The organism is Amycolatopsis iheyensis (assembly GCF_024703995.1).
Classification (GTDB): Bacteria; Actinomycetota; Actinomycetes; order Mycobacteriales; family Pseudonocardiaceae; genus Amycolatopsis; species Amycolatopsis iheyensis.
This window is the reverse complement of the sequence record NZ_JAMXQV010000002.1, coordinates 496,609-511,252: the sequence shown is the minus strand read 5'-3', so window position 1 is coordinate 511,252 and position 14,644 is coordinate 496,609. Positions and strand designations below refer to the sequence as shown.

Below are 14,644 nucleotides of genomic sequence, written 5' to 3'. Positions count from 1 at the left end.
CTGCCACCCGCGCTCAGCCCGCGCGGGCGATGGCGATGTTGCCGGCCAGCCGCTCGCCGGCCTCGTAGATCATGTACTCCCGGCCCTGGTAGGTGCCGAAGCTCGGGGCGGCGGACCGGCCGTTGTCCGGGGCGCCGGCGAGCGGGGTGTGGAAGACGCCGAGGTGGTTGCGCTTCGAGAAGTCGTTGCCGACCTCGGTGATCATCAGCTTGCCGCCGTGGGCGATGTCCGTGTTGTACACGACGTACGTGCTGTTGTTCCGGTACAGCAGGTGCGGGCCGCCGATGTCGTTCGCGCCGACGTCGGTGTGCCGCACGAGCGGCGTCTGGGAGAACGTCCAGTTCAACGCGTCGGCCGACCAGCCCCAGCCGATGTCCCGGTGGTTGGTGGTGTTGTTGAGCATGAACACCATGACGTAGCGGGCGTTCTTCGACGGCAGGTCCTGGCGGAACACCCGCGCGTACGACGTCTCGGTGGTGCCCGCCGGCTGCAGCCGTGTCGAGAGGACTTCCTTCTCGTAGCTGAAGTGGATGCCGTCGGCGGCGCTGGCCAGGCGCGTGACCTGGTTCTCGCCGTGGAAGTACAGGTAGATCCGGTTGACGTCGTCGTTCCACAGCGCGTGCGGCGAGGACACGTGGCTCACCGAGTACTGGCCGGGCCAGGTGTTCTTGATGATCGGGTTGCCCGCGTACTCGGTGAACTCCTCGTCGAGGGAGTTCGCGTAGGCCAGGCAGATCCCGCCCGGCGCGTCGTGCGGGGCGTAGTAGAGGTAGTACGCGGCGAGCGCGTTCGGGATGCGGCCCTTCGTGCCGCGGACGCAGGGGAAGATCAGCTCACCGGTCGGGTTGTAGCGCAGCTTGCTCTTGACCAGCGCGAGGCGCTGGTAGCGGTAGTCGGGGAAGCCGGCCGGTGCGGCAGCGGCGGTGGCGGGGACCAGCGCGCCCGCGCCGAGGGCGGCGGCGCCGGCCAGCAGGCCGCGTCGGGTGAGGGTCATGACCGCTCCTTCGAGGTCTCTGATGCGGCGACGGTCGCACGGCCCCGTGGAGCAGGTCAAGAGAGTGATACGTATTATCAACGTCGAGGCAGCAACACCGGCCTTTCGGGCAACCCAGTACCGAGCGCCCCAATGTGGCCTTCGGTGCGTCAGACGCACCCAAGGCGGCCTTCGGTGCGTCAGACGCAACCAAGGCCACATTGGGGCGCTCGGGGCGTGGGTCAGAGGCAGCTGCCGAGCGCCTTCAGGCAACTGCGCGCCCCGGTCGTCCACGTCCTCCGGCTGCAGCTCACTCGTCGTGAACGAGAACCCCAGCTCTTCCGCCGGCCACGCGCCGTGGCGCCCGCCGCCCGCGCCCGAGTGGCCGAACGCCACCGGCGCCGGGCCGTACGTGCCGAGGGCGTCCTGAAGCTCGTACCCGAGTCCGAAGTGGACGGGACGGTCGTTGATCGCGTCGATTCCCGACGACCACGTCCGGGTCGCCGTTTCGAGCACCGGTGCGGGGACCAGGCCGGCGCAGATCCGGTCGTACAGCCGCGCCATCGCCGCCGCCGTCCCGGTCGCGCCGCCCGCGGCCAGCTCGGCGCGGCGGTAGGCCGCGGAGTTGATCGTCTCGGTGTCCAAGAACCCGCGGTACATCTTCTCGACGATCCGCCGCCGCTCCGGATCGGTCAGGAACGTGCTGATCCGGTAGTCCGGCGACCGTGTCAGCCGTGCCACCCGGCGGTCCAGCGACGGCGGTGTCCCGAGGTGGATGTCGACGTCGCCCAGCAGCGACCGCAGCACTTCGCCCACCGGCCGCCCGGTCACCCGCCGGACCAGCTCGGTGCACAGGTACCCGTAGGTCGCCGCGTGGTAGGCGACCCGGGTGCCGGGTGTCCACAAGGGACGCTGGGTGGCCAGGGCGGCGGCGTTGGCCGCGTTGTCCAGAAAGGACACCTCGGCCTCGACGTACGGCAGCCCGATGGTGTGGGACAGCACGTGCGAGACGTCTCCGTCAGGGAATTCCGGCCAGTACCGCGAGACCGGCGAGAGCGGGTCGAGCTGCCCGCGGGCGTGCAGCAACGCCATCAGCGTCGCCACCACACCCTTGGTGCCGGAGAACAGGACGACCAGGGTGTCCCGCGTCCACCCCGGCCCGCCCCACAGTTCGGCCAGCACCTCGCCTCGCCGGACGACACAGAACGCCGCCCCGCCCGACGTCCTGTCCAGCACGGAAGCGAACGCGTCGCGCACCGGCTCGAACCCCGGCGCCACCGTGCCCTTCACAGGCGCGGGGTCGCGGCCAGCAGCTCCCGCGTGTAGTCGTGCGATGGCGCGTCCAGCACGTCCCGCACCGGTCCCTCCTCGACGATCGCGCCGCCCTGCAGCACGGCGATCCGGTCCGCGACCTCGCCGGCCAGCGCGATGTTGTGCGTGACGAACAGCATCGCCATGCCCAGCTCCCGGCGCAGCTCGCCGAGCAGCTCGACGATCGTCGCCTGCACCGAAACGTCCAACGCGGACGTCACCTCGTCGCACACCAGCACGTCCGGCGTGGTCACCAAGGCCCGCGCGATGGCGGCCCGCTGCCGTTCGCCGCCGCTGAGCTGGTCCGGCAACCGGTCGGCCAGCGCCCGGCCGAGCCGGACGCGGTCGAGCATCTCGTCGACCCGCGCGCGGCGCTCGGCCCGCGACAGCGACGTCAGCCGCGTCAACGGCACTTCGATCGACTGGGCCACCGTCTTGCGCGGGTTCAGCGAGGAGAACGGGCTCTGGAAGACGTACTGGATCCGCCGCCGCTGCTCGTCGGACCGCTGCCGCGTCGAGACGGCCAGGCTGGTGCCCGCCAGCGACACCGTCCCCGAGTAGGCGGCGGTCAACCCCGCGATGCACTGCGACAACGTCGTCTTCCCGGACCCGGATTCGCCGAGCAGCAGCAGGCACTCACCCCGCGCGACCGAGACGTCGACCCCGCGCAGCACCACGTGCTGTCCATAGGAGACGGACACGTCCCGGGTCGCGAGCACCGGGTCCTCCGGCGGCGGTGGCGCGGAAGCGGCGTCGGGATCCGGCACTGCGTCGAGCAGCCGCCGCGTGTAGGCGTGTGACGGCGTCCGCAGCACCGTCGCCGCCGGGCCGCACTCGACGATGTCGCCCCGGTACATCACCGCGACGCGGTCGGCGATCTCGGCCACCACCGCGAGGTCGTGGGTGATGTACAGGGCCGCGACGTCGTGTTCGGCGGTCAGCGCCCGGACCGTCTTCAGCACCAGGGCCTGGGTGACGACGTCCAGCCCGGTCGTCGGCTCGTCCAGGACCACGACGGCCGGCCGGCACGCGAACGCCATCGCGATGCCGACGCGCTGCTGCTGCCCGCCCGAGAGCTGGTGCGGGTACCGGCGCCGGTACGCCGCGTCCGCGGGCAGCCCGACCTCGGCCAGCACCGAGCCGACGCGTTCGTCGACCGAGCCCTCGTACCCGTGCGTCTCCAGGACCTCGGCGATCTGCAGCCCGATCCGCAACGCCGGGTTGAGCGACAGCGCCGGGTCCTGCGGGATGTAGGCGACCGTGCTGCCGCGCAGCCGCCGTCGGGCCGCGGCGTCCAGCGACAGCACGTCGACGCCGGCCACGGTGACCTGCCCGCCGGCCACCGCCAGCCCGCGGCGGAAGTGCCCGAGCGCGGCCAGCCCGGCGGTCGTCTTGCCGGAGCCCGATTCGCCGACGAGGGCGAGGACTTCGCCGGGCGCGACGGCGAACGAGACGTCGGTGAGCACCGGCGATCCGGCTACAGTGGACACGGCGAGCCCGGTGACCTCGAGTGCGGCGGTCATGCGTGCGCCTCCCGCTTCCGTCCGGCGGCGGCCGAGGCCAGGGCGTCGGCCACCAGGTTGGTCCCCACGGTCAGCGCGGCGATCGCCAGCACCGGGAGCAGCACGCCCCACGGCTGCACGACCAGCGCGATCCGGTTCTCGTTGATCATCAGGCCCCAGTCGGCCGAGGGCGGCTGGATGCCCAGGCCGAGGAACGACAGCGAGGCGATGTAGCCGATCGAGTAGGTCAGCCGCAGCCCGATCTCCACCATGAGCGGGCCGGTGATGTTCGGCAGGATCTCGCGCAGCAGGATCCGCGACCGCGGCACGGCGTACATCTCGGCCGCGCGGATGTAGTCCTGCCCGCGCACCGCGACGGTCGCCTGCCGCGCGACGCGGGCCGTGCGCGGCGCGTGCGTCAGGCCGATGACCAGCACCAGCAGCCAGCCCTCCGGTCCGATCACCGCGATCGCCAGCAGCGCGATGACCAGCTGCGGGAACGACAGCAGCACGTCGTTGCCGCGCATCAGCAGGCTGTCGAGCCAGCCACCGCCGTAGCCGGCGACCATGCCGAGCAACGCGCCCAGCACGATCCCGAGCGCGGTCGCGAGCACCGCGTAGAGCAGCAACGTCGTGCCGCCGGCGAGGAAGCGGGTCAGCACGTCGCGGCCGAGGCCGTCGGTGCCGAAGACGCCGTCGTGCTTGAACGGCTTCCCGGCGAAGTCGGTCGTGGTGTGCCCGGTGAGCACCGGCCCGAGCCACGGCCCGAGCAGCGCGATGAGCACCACCACGATCGTCAACACCGCGCCGATCTTGGCCTTCGGGAACGTCCACGCGGTGCGGAAGAGGCCACCCGAGCGGGCCGGGGGCGCGTCCGGCGGGGCGGTGCGGGGGAGTTCGACGGCGGTCATCGGCCTGCCTCCGTGCGCAGTTTCGGGTTGGCGAGGATGCCGACGACATCCGCCAGGAGGTTCACCACGATGTACACGGCGGCGATCAGCAGCGTGACCGCCTGCACGACGGCGACGTCCCGCTTGCCGACGGCATCGATCAGGGCCTGCCCGATGCCGGGGTAGCGGAACAGGAACTCGACGACCACGACCCCGCCGGCGAGCCACGCCAGCTGCAGCGCGACGACCTGCGCGACCGGGCCGATCGCGTGCGGGAGTGCGTGGCGGACCAGCACCGTCCGCTCCCGGACGCCTTTGAGCCGGGCCATTTCGACGTATCCGCTGTCGAGGACCTCGTTCATCGTCGCCCGCATCATCCGCGTGATGTAGGGCGTCACCACCAGCACGAGCGTGAGCACCGGCAGCACGAGCTGGGCGGGCTCGTCCCACACCGTCTCACCGGGTGCGGTGATGGTGACCGACGGGAAGATCTTGAACACCGTCGTGGAGAGCAGCACGACCAGCGCGACGCCGATGACGAACTCCGGCAGCGCGGCGATCACCAGGCTGATCCCGGAGATCGCCTGGTCGGTGGCGCGGTCGCGGCGGATCGCGCTCCACGTGCCCAGGGCGAGCCCGAGCGGGGTGGCCAGCACCGCGGCGACCACCAGCAGCACCAGCGACGCCGAGACGCGATCGCCGAGCAGAGCCGTCACCGGGCCCTGGGTGGACGTCGACGTGCCGAGGTCACCGGTGAAGAGACCGCCGAGCCAGTCGAGGTAGCGCTGCCACACGGGCAGGTCGAGGTGCAGCTGGTGCTGCAGCGCGGCGACGCGCTCGGGGGTGGCCTGCTGGCCGAGGATGGCTCGCGCGGGGTCGCCGGGCAGCAGCAACGTCGCGACGAAGACCAGCAGGGACACCACCCAGAGCACCAGCACGCTGACGAGCAGGCGACGCAGGATCAGGCGGGTCATCTCACGCCTCCTTGCCGGTGCCGAGCCAGGCGTTGCGGAACTGGTAGCCGCTCAGCGAGATCCCGGTGCGGTCCGGGACCAGGCCGGCGACGTACTTGCGGTGGGCGTCGACCTGGTTGACGAAACCCCAGACGATCAGCCCGCCGCGTTCGTACTCGATCTTCTGGGCCCGCTTGATCAGGTCCGCGCGGGCGTTCGGGTCCACTGTGGAGCCGGCCCGGGTGACGAGGGCGATGAACTCCGGGTCCTGCCAGTGCGTCTCGTTGTACGGCGACTTCGGCAGCGAGCCGTTCGCGACTTGCGGCAGGTAGTTGCGGGTGTACCAGAAGTCCTGCGCGAAGTCCCAGGAAAGGTAGTTCTCGCCGTAGAACGTCGTGGTGTCGAGCTTGCGGATCTTGACGTTGATGCCCGCGGCCTTGGCCTGCTGCTGGAACACCTGCGCCGCTTCGACCGCGCCCGCCTGGATCGGCGCGGTGACCAGCTCGACGTCCAAAGTGGAATGCCCGGCTTCGGCGAGGAGCTTCTTCGCCGCGTCGATGTCCTGCTTGCGCTGGGGGAGCTCCTTGGCGTACGCGGGGTCGAAGGGCGCGTAGAGGTCGTTGCCGAGCCGGCCCTGTCCACTGAGGACCTGGTTGATCATCTGCTCCCGGTCGACGACCAGCCGCATGGCCTGGCGCACCCGGACGTCGTCGAACGGCGGCCGGTCGACCCGCATGGTGAACGGCAGCCAGGTGCCGGTCTCGGCCGCGAGGACCTGGATCCGCGGGTCGCTGTTCAGGACGTCGACCAGCGCCACCGGAACCTGGTCGATGGCGTCGACCTGCGACGACAGCAGGGCGTTGATGCGGGCGTCGTCGTCGGCGAAGTTGATCAGCACCAGTTCGTCGAGGTAGGGCTGACCGGGGCGCCAGTAGTGCTCGTTGCGGGTGAACGTGCTCTGCTGCCCGACCGTGAACGAGCCGGCTTTGAACGGGCCGGTGCCGATCGGGCGCTTGAGGTCGAAGTCGGCCGGGACGATGCCGAGCGAGTACTGGCCGAGCAGGTCGTCGAAGCCCGCGTTCGGGGTGTTGAGCCGGAACTCGACGGTCCGGTCGCCGCTCGGCACGACCTCGGCCAGCATGGTCAGCCCGGCCGCGCCGCTCTTGGGATCCTTCGGGTCCATGATCCGCTTGAACGTCGCGACGACGTCGGCCGGCGTCACCGGGCGGCCGTCGTGGAACTTGACGCCGTCACGCAGGACGGCGGTCCACGTCCGGGCGTCCGGCGACGCCTTCAGCGACTGCGCGACCAGGGGCTGCAGCCGGTAGTCGTGGTCACGGATGAGCAGCGGCTCGTACAGGTTGATCACCCGGGCGATGTCCGGGTTGGTCGCCGGGATGTGCGGGTCGAGGGTGTCGGACGCGCCGCCGCCGGTGACGCCGACGCGCAGCCGGCCACCGGGCTTCGGCGGTCCGGCCGGCACGGGCGCGGCGTAGGTCGCGCCGCAGCCCGCGGCCAGCAGCGCGAGGCCGGTGACCGCGAGGAACCCGCGCCGGGTGAGGGGACTGCATCGCTCTTCCATGGTGGGGACTTCCGGTGGGAGCGGGCGTTCTGATCAGGCGATGGCGCGCCCCGCGTAGTCCGGGACCGGGTTGAGGTAGCCGCGCAGCCGCTCCGCGATGTCGGCGGGGAGCGGCGAAGCTCTGCTCTCGGTGACGTGGATGGCCAGGATCTCCTCGGTGGCGACGAGGTCCTCGCCGACGCGCATCTCGTGGCAGAGCCGGACTTTCTTGCCGCCGACGTCGAGCACTCTCGTCGTGACGGCCAGTTCGGCGGCCGGGCCGACTTCGCTCAGGTAACGGACGTGAGCCTCCACTGTGTACAGCGAGGAGCCGCTGAGCTTCGGGCCGAGGCCGACGGTGTCCATCAGGAACGTCGTCGCGTCGCCGAAGACCAGGACGTAGTACGGCTCGGAGAGGTGGCCGTTGTAGTCGATCCATTCCGGACGGACGGTGTCGCGGTAGGACAGTTCAGCCATCACGCGCCTCCTCGACCGCGCGTTGGATGGCGATGATCGCCCGGTCGCGCTCGGCAACGAGGTCGGCGATCGTGCGGCTCCCGGCTTCGTCTTCGCAGCCCTCGACGACGGCGTCGCGCAGTTCGGGGGTCAGCTCGGGTGCTTCCAGCCGGGTCCACGGCGAGAGCAGCGACGGGCCGAAGTGGTCGAGCATGTGCGCCATGCCGCCCTCGCCACCGGCGAGGTGGAAGGTGAGCATCGGGCCCTGGATCGGCCAGCGCAGGCCAGGGCCGTCGGTGATGGCGGTGTCGATCTGCGCGACCGTGGCCTCGCCGTTCGCGACCATGTGCAGGGCTTCGCGCCAGAGCGCTTCCTGCAGGCGGTTGGCGATGAAGCCGGGGACCTCGCGGTCCATGGTGATCACGGTCTTGCCGACGCGGCGGTAGAACTCGGCGGCGTGCTCGACGGCCCAGGCTTCGGTGCGCTCGCCGCCGACGACCTCGACCAGCGGGATCAGGTAGGGCGGGTTGAACGGGTGCCCGACCACCAGGCGCTCCGGCGTGGCGGCGTCGGCCTGCATGTCGGTCATGCCGTAGCCGGAGGTCGAGGAGGCGATGACGATCCCGGCCGGGGTGACGGCGTCGATCTCGGCGAGGAGCTTCTGCTTGAGGGGCAGGTCTTCGGGGGCGCTTTCCTGGACGAAGGTCGCGTCGGCGACCGCTTCGGCGAGCGTGGCGGTGACGACAAGGTTGTCGCGGCTCGCACCGTCCTTCAGGCCCAGCGAGGTGAGGGCCGGCCAAGCGGCGTCGACGAGCCGGGTGAGCTTCGCTTCGGCGTCCGGCGCCGGGTCCCAGGCGTGGACGCGGAAGCCCTGGGCGAGGAAGTGCGCGACCCAGCCGCCACCGATCACGCCGGCGCCGACGCAGGCGACCGTCTCAGGCATGCACACGCTCCTTCAGGCCGAGGATCTCACGGGCGCGGGAAGCGCTTACCACCGTCGCGCCGAGGTCCTGGACGATCCCGACGGCGCGCTCCACGAGCTGGCCGTTGGTGGCCTTCACGCCTTTCGCCAGGTAGAGGTTGTCCTCGAGGCCGACCCGGACGTGCCCGCCGAGCAGCACCGACTGCGCGACCCACGGCATCTGGTCCCGCCCGATCGCGAACGACGCCCACTGCGCGCCAGCGGGCAGCAGGTTGACCATGGCCTGCAGCAGCCCGGGGTCGACGGGTGCGCCGTACGGGATGCCCATGCAGAGCTGGAACAGCGGGGGAGCGTCGATCAGGCCCTCTTCGACCATTTTGGCCGCGAACCAGAGGTGGCCGGTGTCGAAGATCTCCAGCTCCGGCTTGACGCCGAGCTCCTGGATCCGCTTGGCGCCTGCCCGCAGCATGTCCGGAGTGGACACATAGAGCTGGCTGCCCTCGCCGAAGTTGAGCGAGCCGCAGTCGAGGGTGCAGATGTCCGGCAGCAGCTCCTCGACGTGGGGGAGGCGATCCAGCGCGTTGACGAGGTCGGTGCCGTCCACCGGCTTGAGCGGGTCCTCCTGGTCGATGACCAGATCACCGCCCATGCCGGCGGTCAGGTTGATGACGACGTCCACACCGGACTCTTTGACCAGGCGCACGACTTCGCGGTAGAGGGCGACGTCCCGCGACGGCGACCCGTCTTCGGGGTCCCGGACGTGGATGTGGACGACCGCGGCCCCGGCGTTGGCGGCCTCGACGGCGCTCGCGGCGATCTGCGCGGGCGTGACGGGCACGTACGGGCTCCGGCCGACGGTGTCACCGGCGCCGGTGAGGGCACAGGTGACGATGACCTCGTGGTTCATGAGCCTCCCTTGACGATCGAGCTTTCGATGAAGTCGTGCAGGTGTTCTCGCATGCTTTCGGCCGAGCTGCCGGGACGGCCGGTCAGCACCTGGATGCCGAGGCCGTCGATCAGCGCGGTCAGCCGGGTGGTCGCCGCGTCCGGGTCGGCCACGCCGAAGACCCCCTGTTCGCAGCCGGTGCGGATGGTCATCGCGATCGTGCGGTACCAGCGGTCGATCGAGTCGGTGTAGAGCGAGCGGAAGGACGGGTCGAGCGCGACCTCGTTCCACACCTGCAGCCACACCGACCACTCCGCGCGCAGCACGCCGTCGGTCGGCAGCTGCAGCTCGACGAGCCGGCAAAGCCGATCGTGCGCGTCTTCTATGGCGTGCAGCTCGGCGACCTGGCGGTCGAACGCGAGTTTCACGTTGCGCCGCAACGCTTCGTTGAGGACTTCGGTCTTGCTCGGGAAGTGGTAGTGGATGGTCGCGGCGCTCGTGCCGCACGCCTCGGCGATGTCGGCGATGCGCACCTTGTGGTAGCCGCGTTCGGCGATCAGCGTCCACGCCGTCTCGAGGATGCGGCGGCGGGGTTCGGACTGGGCGAGGTGGTCGGGGTCGTCGCTCACCAGGCGCGCGGCCGGCAGGGGCACCGCCGTGACGGTGACCGCGTCGTCGCTGCCGTTGAGCAGCCAGTTGACCGTGACGCCGCAGTGCTCGGCGACGCGGACCAGTTCATGCGGCGAGAACCGGCGGGTGCCGGTCAGCGCCTTGGACAGTTTCGTCTCGTCGAGCCCGATCGCGGCGGCGAACTCCCGCTGCGCCCCCGGCATGGCCTTGACCAGGCCGCGGATGCGGTCCCGCAACGCCGCGGTTTCGTCCATGCCGAGAGACGGTAACCCCGCGTTGCGAGAATCGCAATCCTTGACTGATGAGTCAGTCGAAGCGCAATATCACTGGTCACCGGGAGGTGATCGCCGATGATCGACGCACCGCTCTGCCTGTTCCGGACCCGCGTGCCGCCGGAGTGGGTCGACTACAACGGCCACATGAGCGAGTCCCGCTACCTCGAAGCCGTCGGCGACAACTCCGACGCCTTCTTCCGGCTGATCGGCATCGACGACGCCTACCGCGCCACGGGCCACTCGCTCTACACCGTCGAGACCCACCTGCGGCACCTCGGCGAGGCCGCCGAGGGCGACCGGCTGCGCTGCACGCTCCAGCTGCTCGACCACGATACGAAGCGCGTCCACTTCTTCCACCGGGTCGTCGCCGAAGCCGACGACCGCCTGCTGGCCACGGCCGAGCAGATGCTGGTGCACGTCGACATCGGCGCCGCGCGGTCGGCGCCGATCCCGGACGCGGTGCGGGAGAAGCTCGCCGACATCGCCCGGGCACACGCCCCGCTGGCGCGGCCGGACGGCGCCGGCCGGTCGATCGGGATCCCGCGATGAGCGTACGTGTTTCGCAGGCGGGCGCCGTTCTGGTGATCACGCTCGACCGGCCGAAGGCGAACGCGATCGACGTCGCGACGAGCCGAGCCCTGTATGACGCCTTCGTGCGGCTGCGGGACGACGATTCGGCTCGGGTCGGGATCGTGACGGGCGCGGGGGAGCGGTTCTTCTCCGCCGGCTGGGACCTCAAGGCGGACGAGAGCGTCGACGCCGACCACGGCGACGGCGGCTTCGCCGGGCTGACCGAGTTCTTCGCGCTCGACAAGCCGGTGCTCGCCGCGGTCAACGGGCTCGCCCTCGGCGGTGGCTTCGAGCTGGCCCTGGCGGCGGACTTGATCGTCGTGGCCGAGCACGCCGAGTTCGCGTTGCCCGAGTGCCGGCTGGGGATCGTGCCGGACTCCGGAGGTGTGCTCCGGCTGCCGAAACGCTTACCCGCGGCGATCGCGAACGAACTCCTCTTCACCGGTGACCGCCTGACTGCGGCCGACGCGGCACGCTGGGGCCTGGTCAACCGCGTGGTGCCGAGTGGCACCGAAGTCGATGCCGCAGTCGAACTCGCCACGCGGATCTCGGAGTCGGCGCCCTTGGCGGTCGCGGCGATCAAGGAGATCGGCCGGGCGACCACCGGTCTGTCCATTGAGGATGGTTTCGCGCGGATGCGCTCGGGCCTGCCCGGCTACGAAAAGGTGCTGCGGTCGGACGACGCCCGGGAAGGCCCGCGGGCCTTCGCCGAACGCCGTTCTCCACAGTGGACCGGACGCTAGCGGGGCACCACCGAGAACCGCCGCAGCTCCAGCGCCGGGTTCTTCGCCCGCACCTCGGCGATCCGCTCCGGCGACACCTCCCCGACGGCGACACCGGTCTGCTCGCCGAGCGAGGTGACCACCACGCCCATCGGGTCGACGAGCATGCTCGTACCTGACCCGGTCGGCGCGGACTGGCCCGCCGCGGCGACGTAGAGCGTGTTCTCGATCGCGCGAGCGCGGACGAGCGTGCTCCAGTGGTACTCCTTGAGCGGCCCCGGCACCCACTCCGCCGGCAGCAGCACGACGTCGGCGCCCGCGTCGGCCAGCCGCCGCGTGACCTCCGGGAAGCGCAGGTCGTAGCAGGTCTGGAGGCCGAAGCGGACGCCGTCGACCTCGAACGTCTCCGGTTCGGTGATGTCCCCGGCGCGCACGACGTCGGACTCGCGGAAGCCGAAGGCGTCGTAGAGGTGGATCTTGCGGTACAGGGCCTTGACACCGCCGGGACCGGCCGCGACGAGGGTGTTCGAGATGTGCGAGCCGTCGAGGCGCTCGTTCATGCCGCCGACGACCGTGACACACCGCTCGGCGGCGAGCGCGAGGAGGCCCGCCACGAACTCGCCGTCGAGGTCTTCGGCGGAGTCGACGAACCGGTGGTCCATCGCGGGCGCGGTGAACATGGCGTACTCGGGCAGCAGCACGACCCGCGCGCCGCGCTCGGCCGCGTCGGCGACGAGCTTGGTGATCAGCGCGAGGTTGGCGGCCTTGTCTTCGCCGGGCGCGTACTGCGCCAGGGCCACGTGCGTCATGCGGGTTCCTTCCGGGGAGCGGCGGGCATGCGGTCGAGCTTGCCGAGCACGACCGTGTAGCAGAAGATCCCGGCGAGCAGCACCACGCCGGTGACGAGGAACGCGCCGGCGAACGAGCCGGTCACGTCGACGACGGCGCCGGTCACGATCGGCGCGGCGATGCCGATCATGTTGGCGACGAAGTTGACCAGCCCGCCGAGTGTTCCCGAACAGCCTTCGGGCGCGATGACCGCGACGATGCTGGACCCGGCCGGCACCGAAACGGCCAGCCCGGCGGCGCCGACCGACAGGAACACCAGCGCCACCGCGACCGACCCGGCGTAGGCGGCACCGGCGACCGACAGCGAAACGAGCATGCTGACGACGAGCACGATCCGCCGCGCCTTGGTCTCGTCGCCGGTGCGGGCGATCAGCCGGTCCAGCACGATCCCGCCGACGAGGAACTGCGCGAGCACCGCGACCAGCCACGGGATCATCGTGTAGAAGCCGCCGGCCAGCAGCTTCACGCCGAACTGCTTCTCCAGGTAACCGGGCAGCCAGGTCAGCAGCACGTAGTAGGCGTAGGTGTAGGACGCGTACCCGAGCGCGAGCCCCCACGTCTTGCGGCGGCGCAGCAAGTGCCCGAGCCCGGTCAGCGAACTCGGCGTGGGCGCGTCTTCGTCGTCCGCGCCGCCTTCGCGCAGATAGGCGAACTCCTCGGGGGACAGGCGGCCGCGTTCTAGGGCCTGCTTCGGCGTCAGGTAGAGCAGCCACCAGACCAGGAGGTAGCCGATGCTGAGGATGCCGGTGAAGACGAACGCGGCGTGCCAGCCGTAGGCCGTCACCAGGAACGCCATCACCGGGATGCCGAGGACGTTGGAGATCTTGGCGCAGCCGTCGAAGATCGCCGTGGCGCGGCCGCGTTCGGACCGCGGGAACCACTGGCCGATCGCCTTCCAGCCCGCCGGGATGGTCGGCGCCTCGCCGAAGCCGAGCACCAGCCGGGACACCATGAGCAGCCCGAGCCCGCCGGCCGCCGCGGTCAGGAACGACGCGATCGCCCACAGCAGCGCGGCCGCGCGGTTCACCCAGCGCACGCCGATCCGGTCGATGATCGCGCCGATCGGCAGCTGCAAGACCGCGTACGTCCAGAGGAAGGCCGACGCGACGACGCCGAGCTGGGCCGCGCTGAGGTGGAACTCCCGCATCATCTCCGGGCCGGCGATGGAGAGGTTGACGCGGTCGACGTAGTTGACGAACGACCCGACGCCGAGCACTCCGGCGATCGCCCAGCGCGTGCGGCCCGCCGTGCGGGTCTTCGTCTTCTCCGCGGTCGTCATTGCGCCTGCTTCGCGAGTGAGGCGGTCTCCTCGAAGGCCGCGGTCAGGCCGGCGGCGAGCGCGCCGTGCTGCATCGTGAGGGCGAGCTGCCCGGCGCCGTTGGCGAGGGCGAACTCCTTCTCCTCGCGGCTCCACGCGGGCAGCACCCACGGCTTGCCGGCGGTGCGCGCGGCGTCGGCGACGCGCTTCAGATCGGCGAAGTCGCCTTCCTCGCGGGTGTAGGCACCCCGTTCGCGACGCAGCGAGAGGTCGGACGGCCCGACGAAGACACCGTCCACTGTGTCCAGCGCCAGGATCTCGGCGACGTCCTCGATCGCGCCGGCGTCCTCGATCATCGGCAGGCAGCGGGTGCCGCGGTCCTGCGCGGTGACCCACTCGTCGCTGAAGCCGCGGTAACCGGTGGTGCGCCCGCCGGCGAAGCTGCGGTCACCCAGCGGCGGGAACTTCGCGAACGCCGTGACGGCCTTGGCGTGCGCCGCGTTCTCGACGTGCGGGATGACGACGGCGTCCGCGCCGAAGTCGAGGGCCTGCTGGATCGGGCCGCGCTCCGGGCCGAGGACCTTCGCGAGCACTTCGAGGCCGATCGAGCGCAGGAACGGGATGAACCGCTCGAGGTCGGCCAGGTCGAACGCGCCGTGCTCGATGTCGAGCACCGCGGCGCCGTAGCCGATGCCGCGGGCGATCTCGGCGGCCGCGAACGACGGGTCGGACAGCCAGACGGCGTAGCGCCGGTCGGCGGGGACTGGGGACATCGGGGAACCTCCTGCGGCACTGACGACGGTAGCTCCGGTCTTTGTGTGCACCGTGTATACACGATGGATATCTGTCGGTCCAGCCGCTAAGCTGGGTTCCGACCGAGGGGAGA

General features: G+C 70.9%; 14 protein-coding genes. 2 read left to right on the top strand and 12 right to left on the bottom strand.

Translation table 11 applies throughout. The features are described from left to right. Positions 1–13 precede the first annotated feature (13 nt). From M8542_RS06205 to M8542_RS06165, 9 genes are read right to left on the bottom strand one after another with little or no spacing between them, the layout of a single operon-like run. Positions 14–2,263, bottom strand: coding sequence for a serine hydrolase domain-containing protein (locus M8542_RS06205; protein WP_257919026.1), 2,250 nt, complete (start codon positions 2,261–2,263; stop codon positions 14–16). Continuing rightward, a complete protein-coding gene (locus M8542_RS06200; RefSeq protein ID WP_257919025.1) occupies positions 2,260–3,807 on the bottom strand; it encodes an ABC transporter ATP-binding protein in 1,548 nt (515 codons plus the stop codon). The genes M8542_RS06205 and M8542_RS06200 overlap by 4 nt, the downstream gene beginning before the upstream one ends. Continuing rightward, positions 3,804–4,697 (bottom strand): ABC transporter permease, encoded by an 894-nt coding sequence (locus tag M8542_RS06195; protein WP_257919024.1) that lies wholly within the window; start codon positions 4,695–4,697, stop codon positions 3,804–3,806. The genes M8542_RS06200 and M8542_RS06195 overlap by 4 nt, the downstream gene beginning before the upstream one ends. Then, complete coding sequence (locus tag M8542_RS06190; protein ID WP_257919023.1) at positions 4,694–5,650, bottom strand: ABC transporter permease; 957 nt, start codon at positions 5,648–5,650, stop codon at positions 4,694–4,696. Before M8542_RS06190 ends, M8542_RS06195 begins: the two co-directional genes overlap by 4 nt. 1 nt (position 5,651) lies before the next feature. After that, positions 5,652–7,211, bottom strand: a complete 1,560-nt coding sequence (locus M8542_RS06185; protein ID WP_257919022.1) for an ABC transporter substrate-binding protein — start codon at positions 7,209–7,211, stop codon at positions 5,652–5,654. Between the two features lie 33 nt (positions 7,212–7,244). Beyond that, complete coding sequence (locus M8542_RS06180; RefSeq protein ID WP_257919021.1) at positions 7,245–7,667, bottom strand: thioesterase family protein; 423 nt, start codon at positions 7,665–7,667, stop codon at positions 7,245–7,247. Beyond that, positions 7,660–8,589 (bottom strand): 3-hydroxyacyl-CoA dehydrogenase NAD-binding domain-containing protein, encoded by a 930-nt coding sequence (locus M8542_RS06175; RefSeq protein ID WP_257919020.1) that lies wholly within the window; start codon positions 8,587–8,589, stop codon positions 7,660–7,662. Before M8542_RS06175 ends, M8542_RS06180 begins: the two co-directional genes overlap by 8 nt. Further along, a complete protein-coding gene (locus tag M8542_RS06170; RefSeq protein ID WP_257919019.1) occupies positions 8,582–9,475 on the bottom strand; it encodes a beta-keto acid cleavage family enzyme in 894 nt (297 codons plus the stop codon). Before M8542_RS06170 ends, M8542_RS06175 begins: the two co-directional genes overlap by 8 nt. After that, positions 9,472–10,338 (bottom strand): TetR/AcrR family transcriptional regulator, encoded by an 867-nt coding sequence (locus M8542_RS06165; RefSeq protein WP_257919018.1) that lies wholly within the window; start codon positions 10,336–10,338, stop codon positions 9,472–9,474. Before M8542_RS06165 ends, M8542_RS06170 begins: the two co-directional genes overlap by 4 nt. A 96-nt stretch (positions 10,339–10,434) precedes the next feature. Here M8542_RS06165 and M8542_RS06160 point away from each other — a divergent pair, with 96 nt between their 5' ends. Together M8542_RS06160 and M8542_RS06155 are read left to right on the top strand one after the other, a co-directional pair. Further along, positions 10,435–10,908 carry a thioesterase family protein gene (locus tag M8542_RS06160; RefSeq protein ID WP_257919017.1) on the top strand — a complete coding sequence of 158 codons (474 nt, stop codon included), beginning with the start codon at positions 10,435–10,437 and terminating at the stop codon, positions 10,906–10,908. After that, positions 10,905–11,672 (top strand): enoyl-CoA hydratase-related protein, encoded by a 768-nt coding sequence (locus M8542_RS06155; protein WP_257919016.1) that lies wholly within the window; start codon positions 10,905–10,907, stop codon positions 11,670–11,672. The genes M8542_RS06160 and M8542_RS06155 overlap by 4 nt, the downstream gene beginning before the upstream one ends. Here M8542_RS06155 and M8542_RS06150 read toward each other — a convergent pair. The 3 genes from M8542_RS06150 to M8542_RS06140 are packed head-to-tail and all read right to left on the bottom strand — an operon-like array spanning position 11,669 to position 14,531. Further along, positions 11,669–12,460 carry a carbon-nitrogen hydrolase family protein gene (locus M8542_RS06150; protein WP_257919015.1) on the bottom strand — a complete coding sequence of 264 codons (792 nt, stop codon included), beginning with the start codon at positions 12,458–12,460 and terminating at the stop codon, positions 11,669–11,671. The two genes, M8542_RS06155 and M8542_RS06150, sit on opposite strands and share 4 nt — an antisense overlap. Then, positions 12,457–13,779, bottom strand: coding sequence for an MFS transporter (locus M8542_RS06145; RefSeq protein WP_257919014.1), 1,323 nt, complete (start codon positions 13,777–13,779; stop codon positions 12,457–12,459). The genes M8542_RS06150 and M8542_RS06145 overlap by 4 nt, the downstream gene beginning before the upstream one ends. Beyond that, the gene (locus M8542_RS06140; RefSeq protein ID WP_257919013.1) at positions 13,776–14,531 is read right to left on the bottom strand and encodes an HpcH/HpaI aldolase family protein; all 756 of its coding nucleotides are present in this window, start codon (positions 14,529–14,531) and stop codon (positions 13,776–13,778) included. The genes M8542_RS06145 and M8542_RS06140 overlap by 4 nt, the downstream gene beginning before the upstream one ends. Between the last annotated feature and the right edge of the window lie 113 nt (positions 14,532–14,644).

Bases quoted from the DNA above. Each gene is read 5' to 3' on its own strand.
- M8542_RS06185 (WP_257919022.1), bottom strand. From the start codon at position 7,211: ATGGAAGAGCGATGCAGTCCCCTCACCCGGCGCGGGTTCCTCGCGGTC.
- M8542_RS06175 (WP_257919020.1), bottom strand. From the start codon at position 8,589: ATGCCTGAGACGGTCGCCTGCGTCGGCGCCGGCGTGATCGGTGGCGGC.
- M8542_RS06165 (WP_257919018.1), bottom strand. From the start codon at position 10,338: ATGGACGAAACCGCGGCGTTGCGGGACCGCATCCGCGGCCTGGTCAAG.
- M8542_RS06170 (WP_257919019.1), bottom strand. From the start codon at position 9,475: ATGAACCACGAGGTCATCGTCACCTGTGCCCTCACCGGCGCCGGTGAC.
- M8542_RS06140 (WP_257919013.1), bottom strand. From the start codon at position 14,531: ATGTCCCCAGTCCCCGCCGACCGGCGCTACGCCGTCTGGCTGTCCGAC.
- M8542_RS06150 (WP_257919015.1), bottom strand. From the start codon at position 12,460: ATGACGCACGTGGCCCTGGCGCAGTACGCGCCCGGCGAAGACAAGGCC.
- M8542_RS06195 (WP_257919024.1), bottom strand. From the start codon at position 4,697: ATGACCGCCGTCGAACTCCCCCGCACCGCCCCGCCGGACGCGCCCCCG.
- M8542_RS06190 (WP_257919023.1), bottom strand. From the start codon at position 5,650: ATGACCCGCCTGATCCTGCGTCGCCTGCTCGTCAGCGTGCTGGTGCTC.
- M8542_RS06160 (WP_257919017.1), top strand. From the start codon at position 10,435: ATGATCGACGCACCGCTCTGCCTGTTCCGGACCCGCGTGCCGCCGGAG.
- M8542_RS06200 (WP_257919025.1), bottom strand. From the start codon at position 3,807: ATGACCGCCGCACTCGAGGTCACCGGGCTCGCCGTGTCCACTGTAGCC.
- M8542_RS06145 (WP_257919014.1), bottom strand. From the start codon at position 13,779: ATGACGACCGCGGAGAAGACGAAGACCCGCACGGCGGGCCGCACGCGC.
- M8542_RS06155 (WP_257919016.1), top strand. From the start codon at position 10,905: ATGAGCGTACGTGTTTCGCAGGCGGGCGCCGTTCTGGTGATCACGCTC.
- M8542_RS06180 (WP_257919021.1), bottom strand. From the start codon at position 7,667: ATGGCTGAACTGTCCTACCGCGACACCGTCCGTCCGGAATGGATCGAC.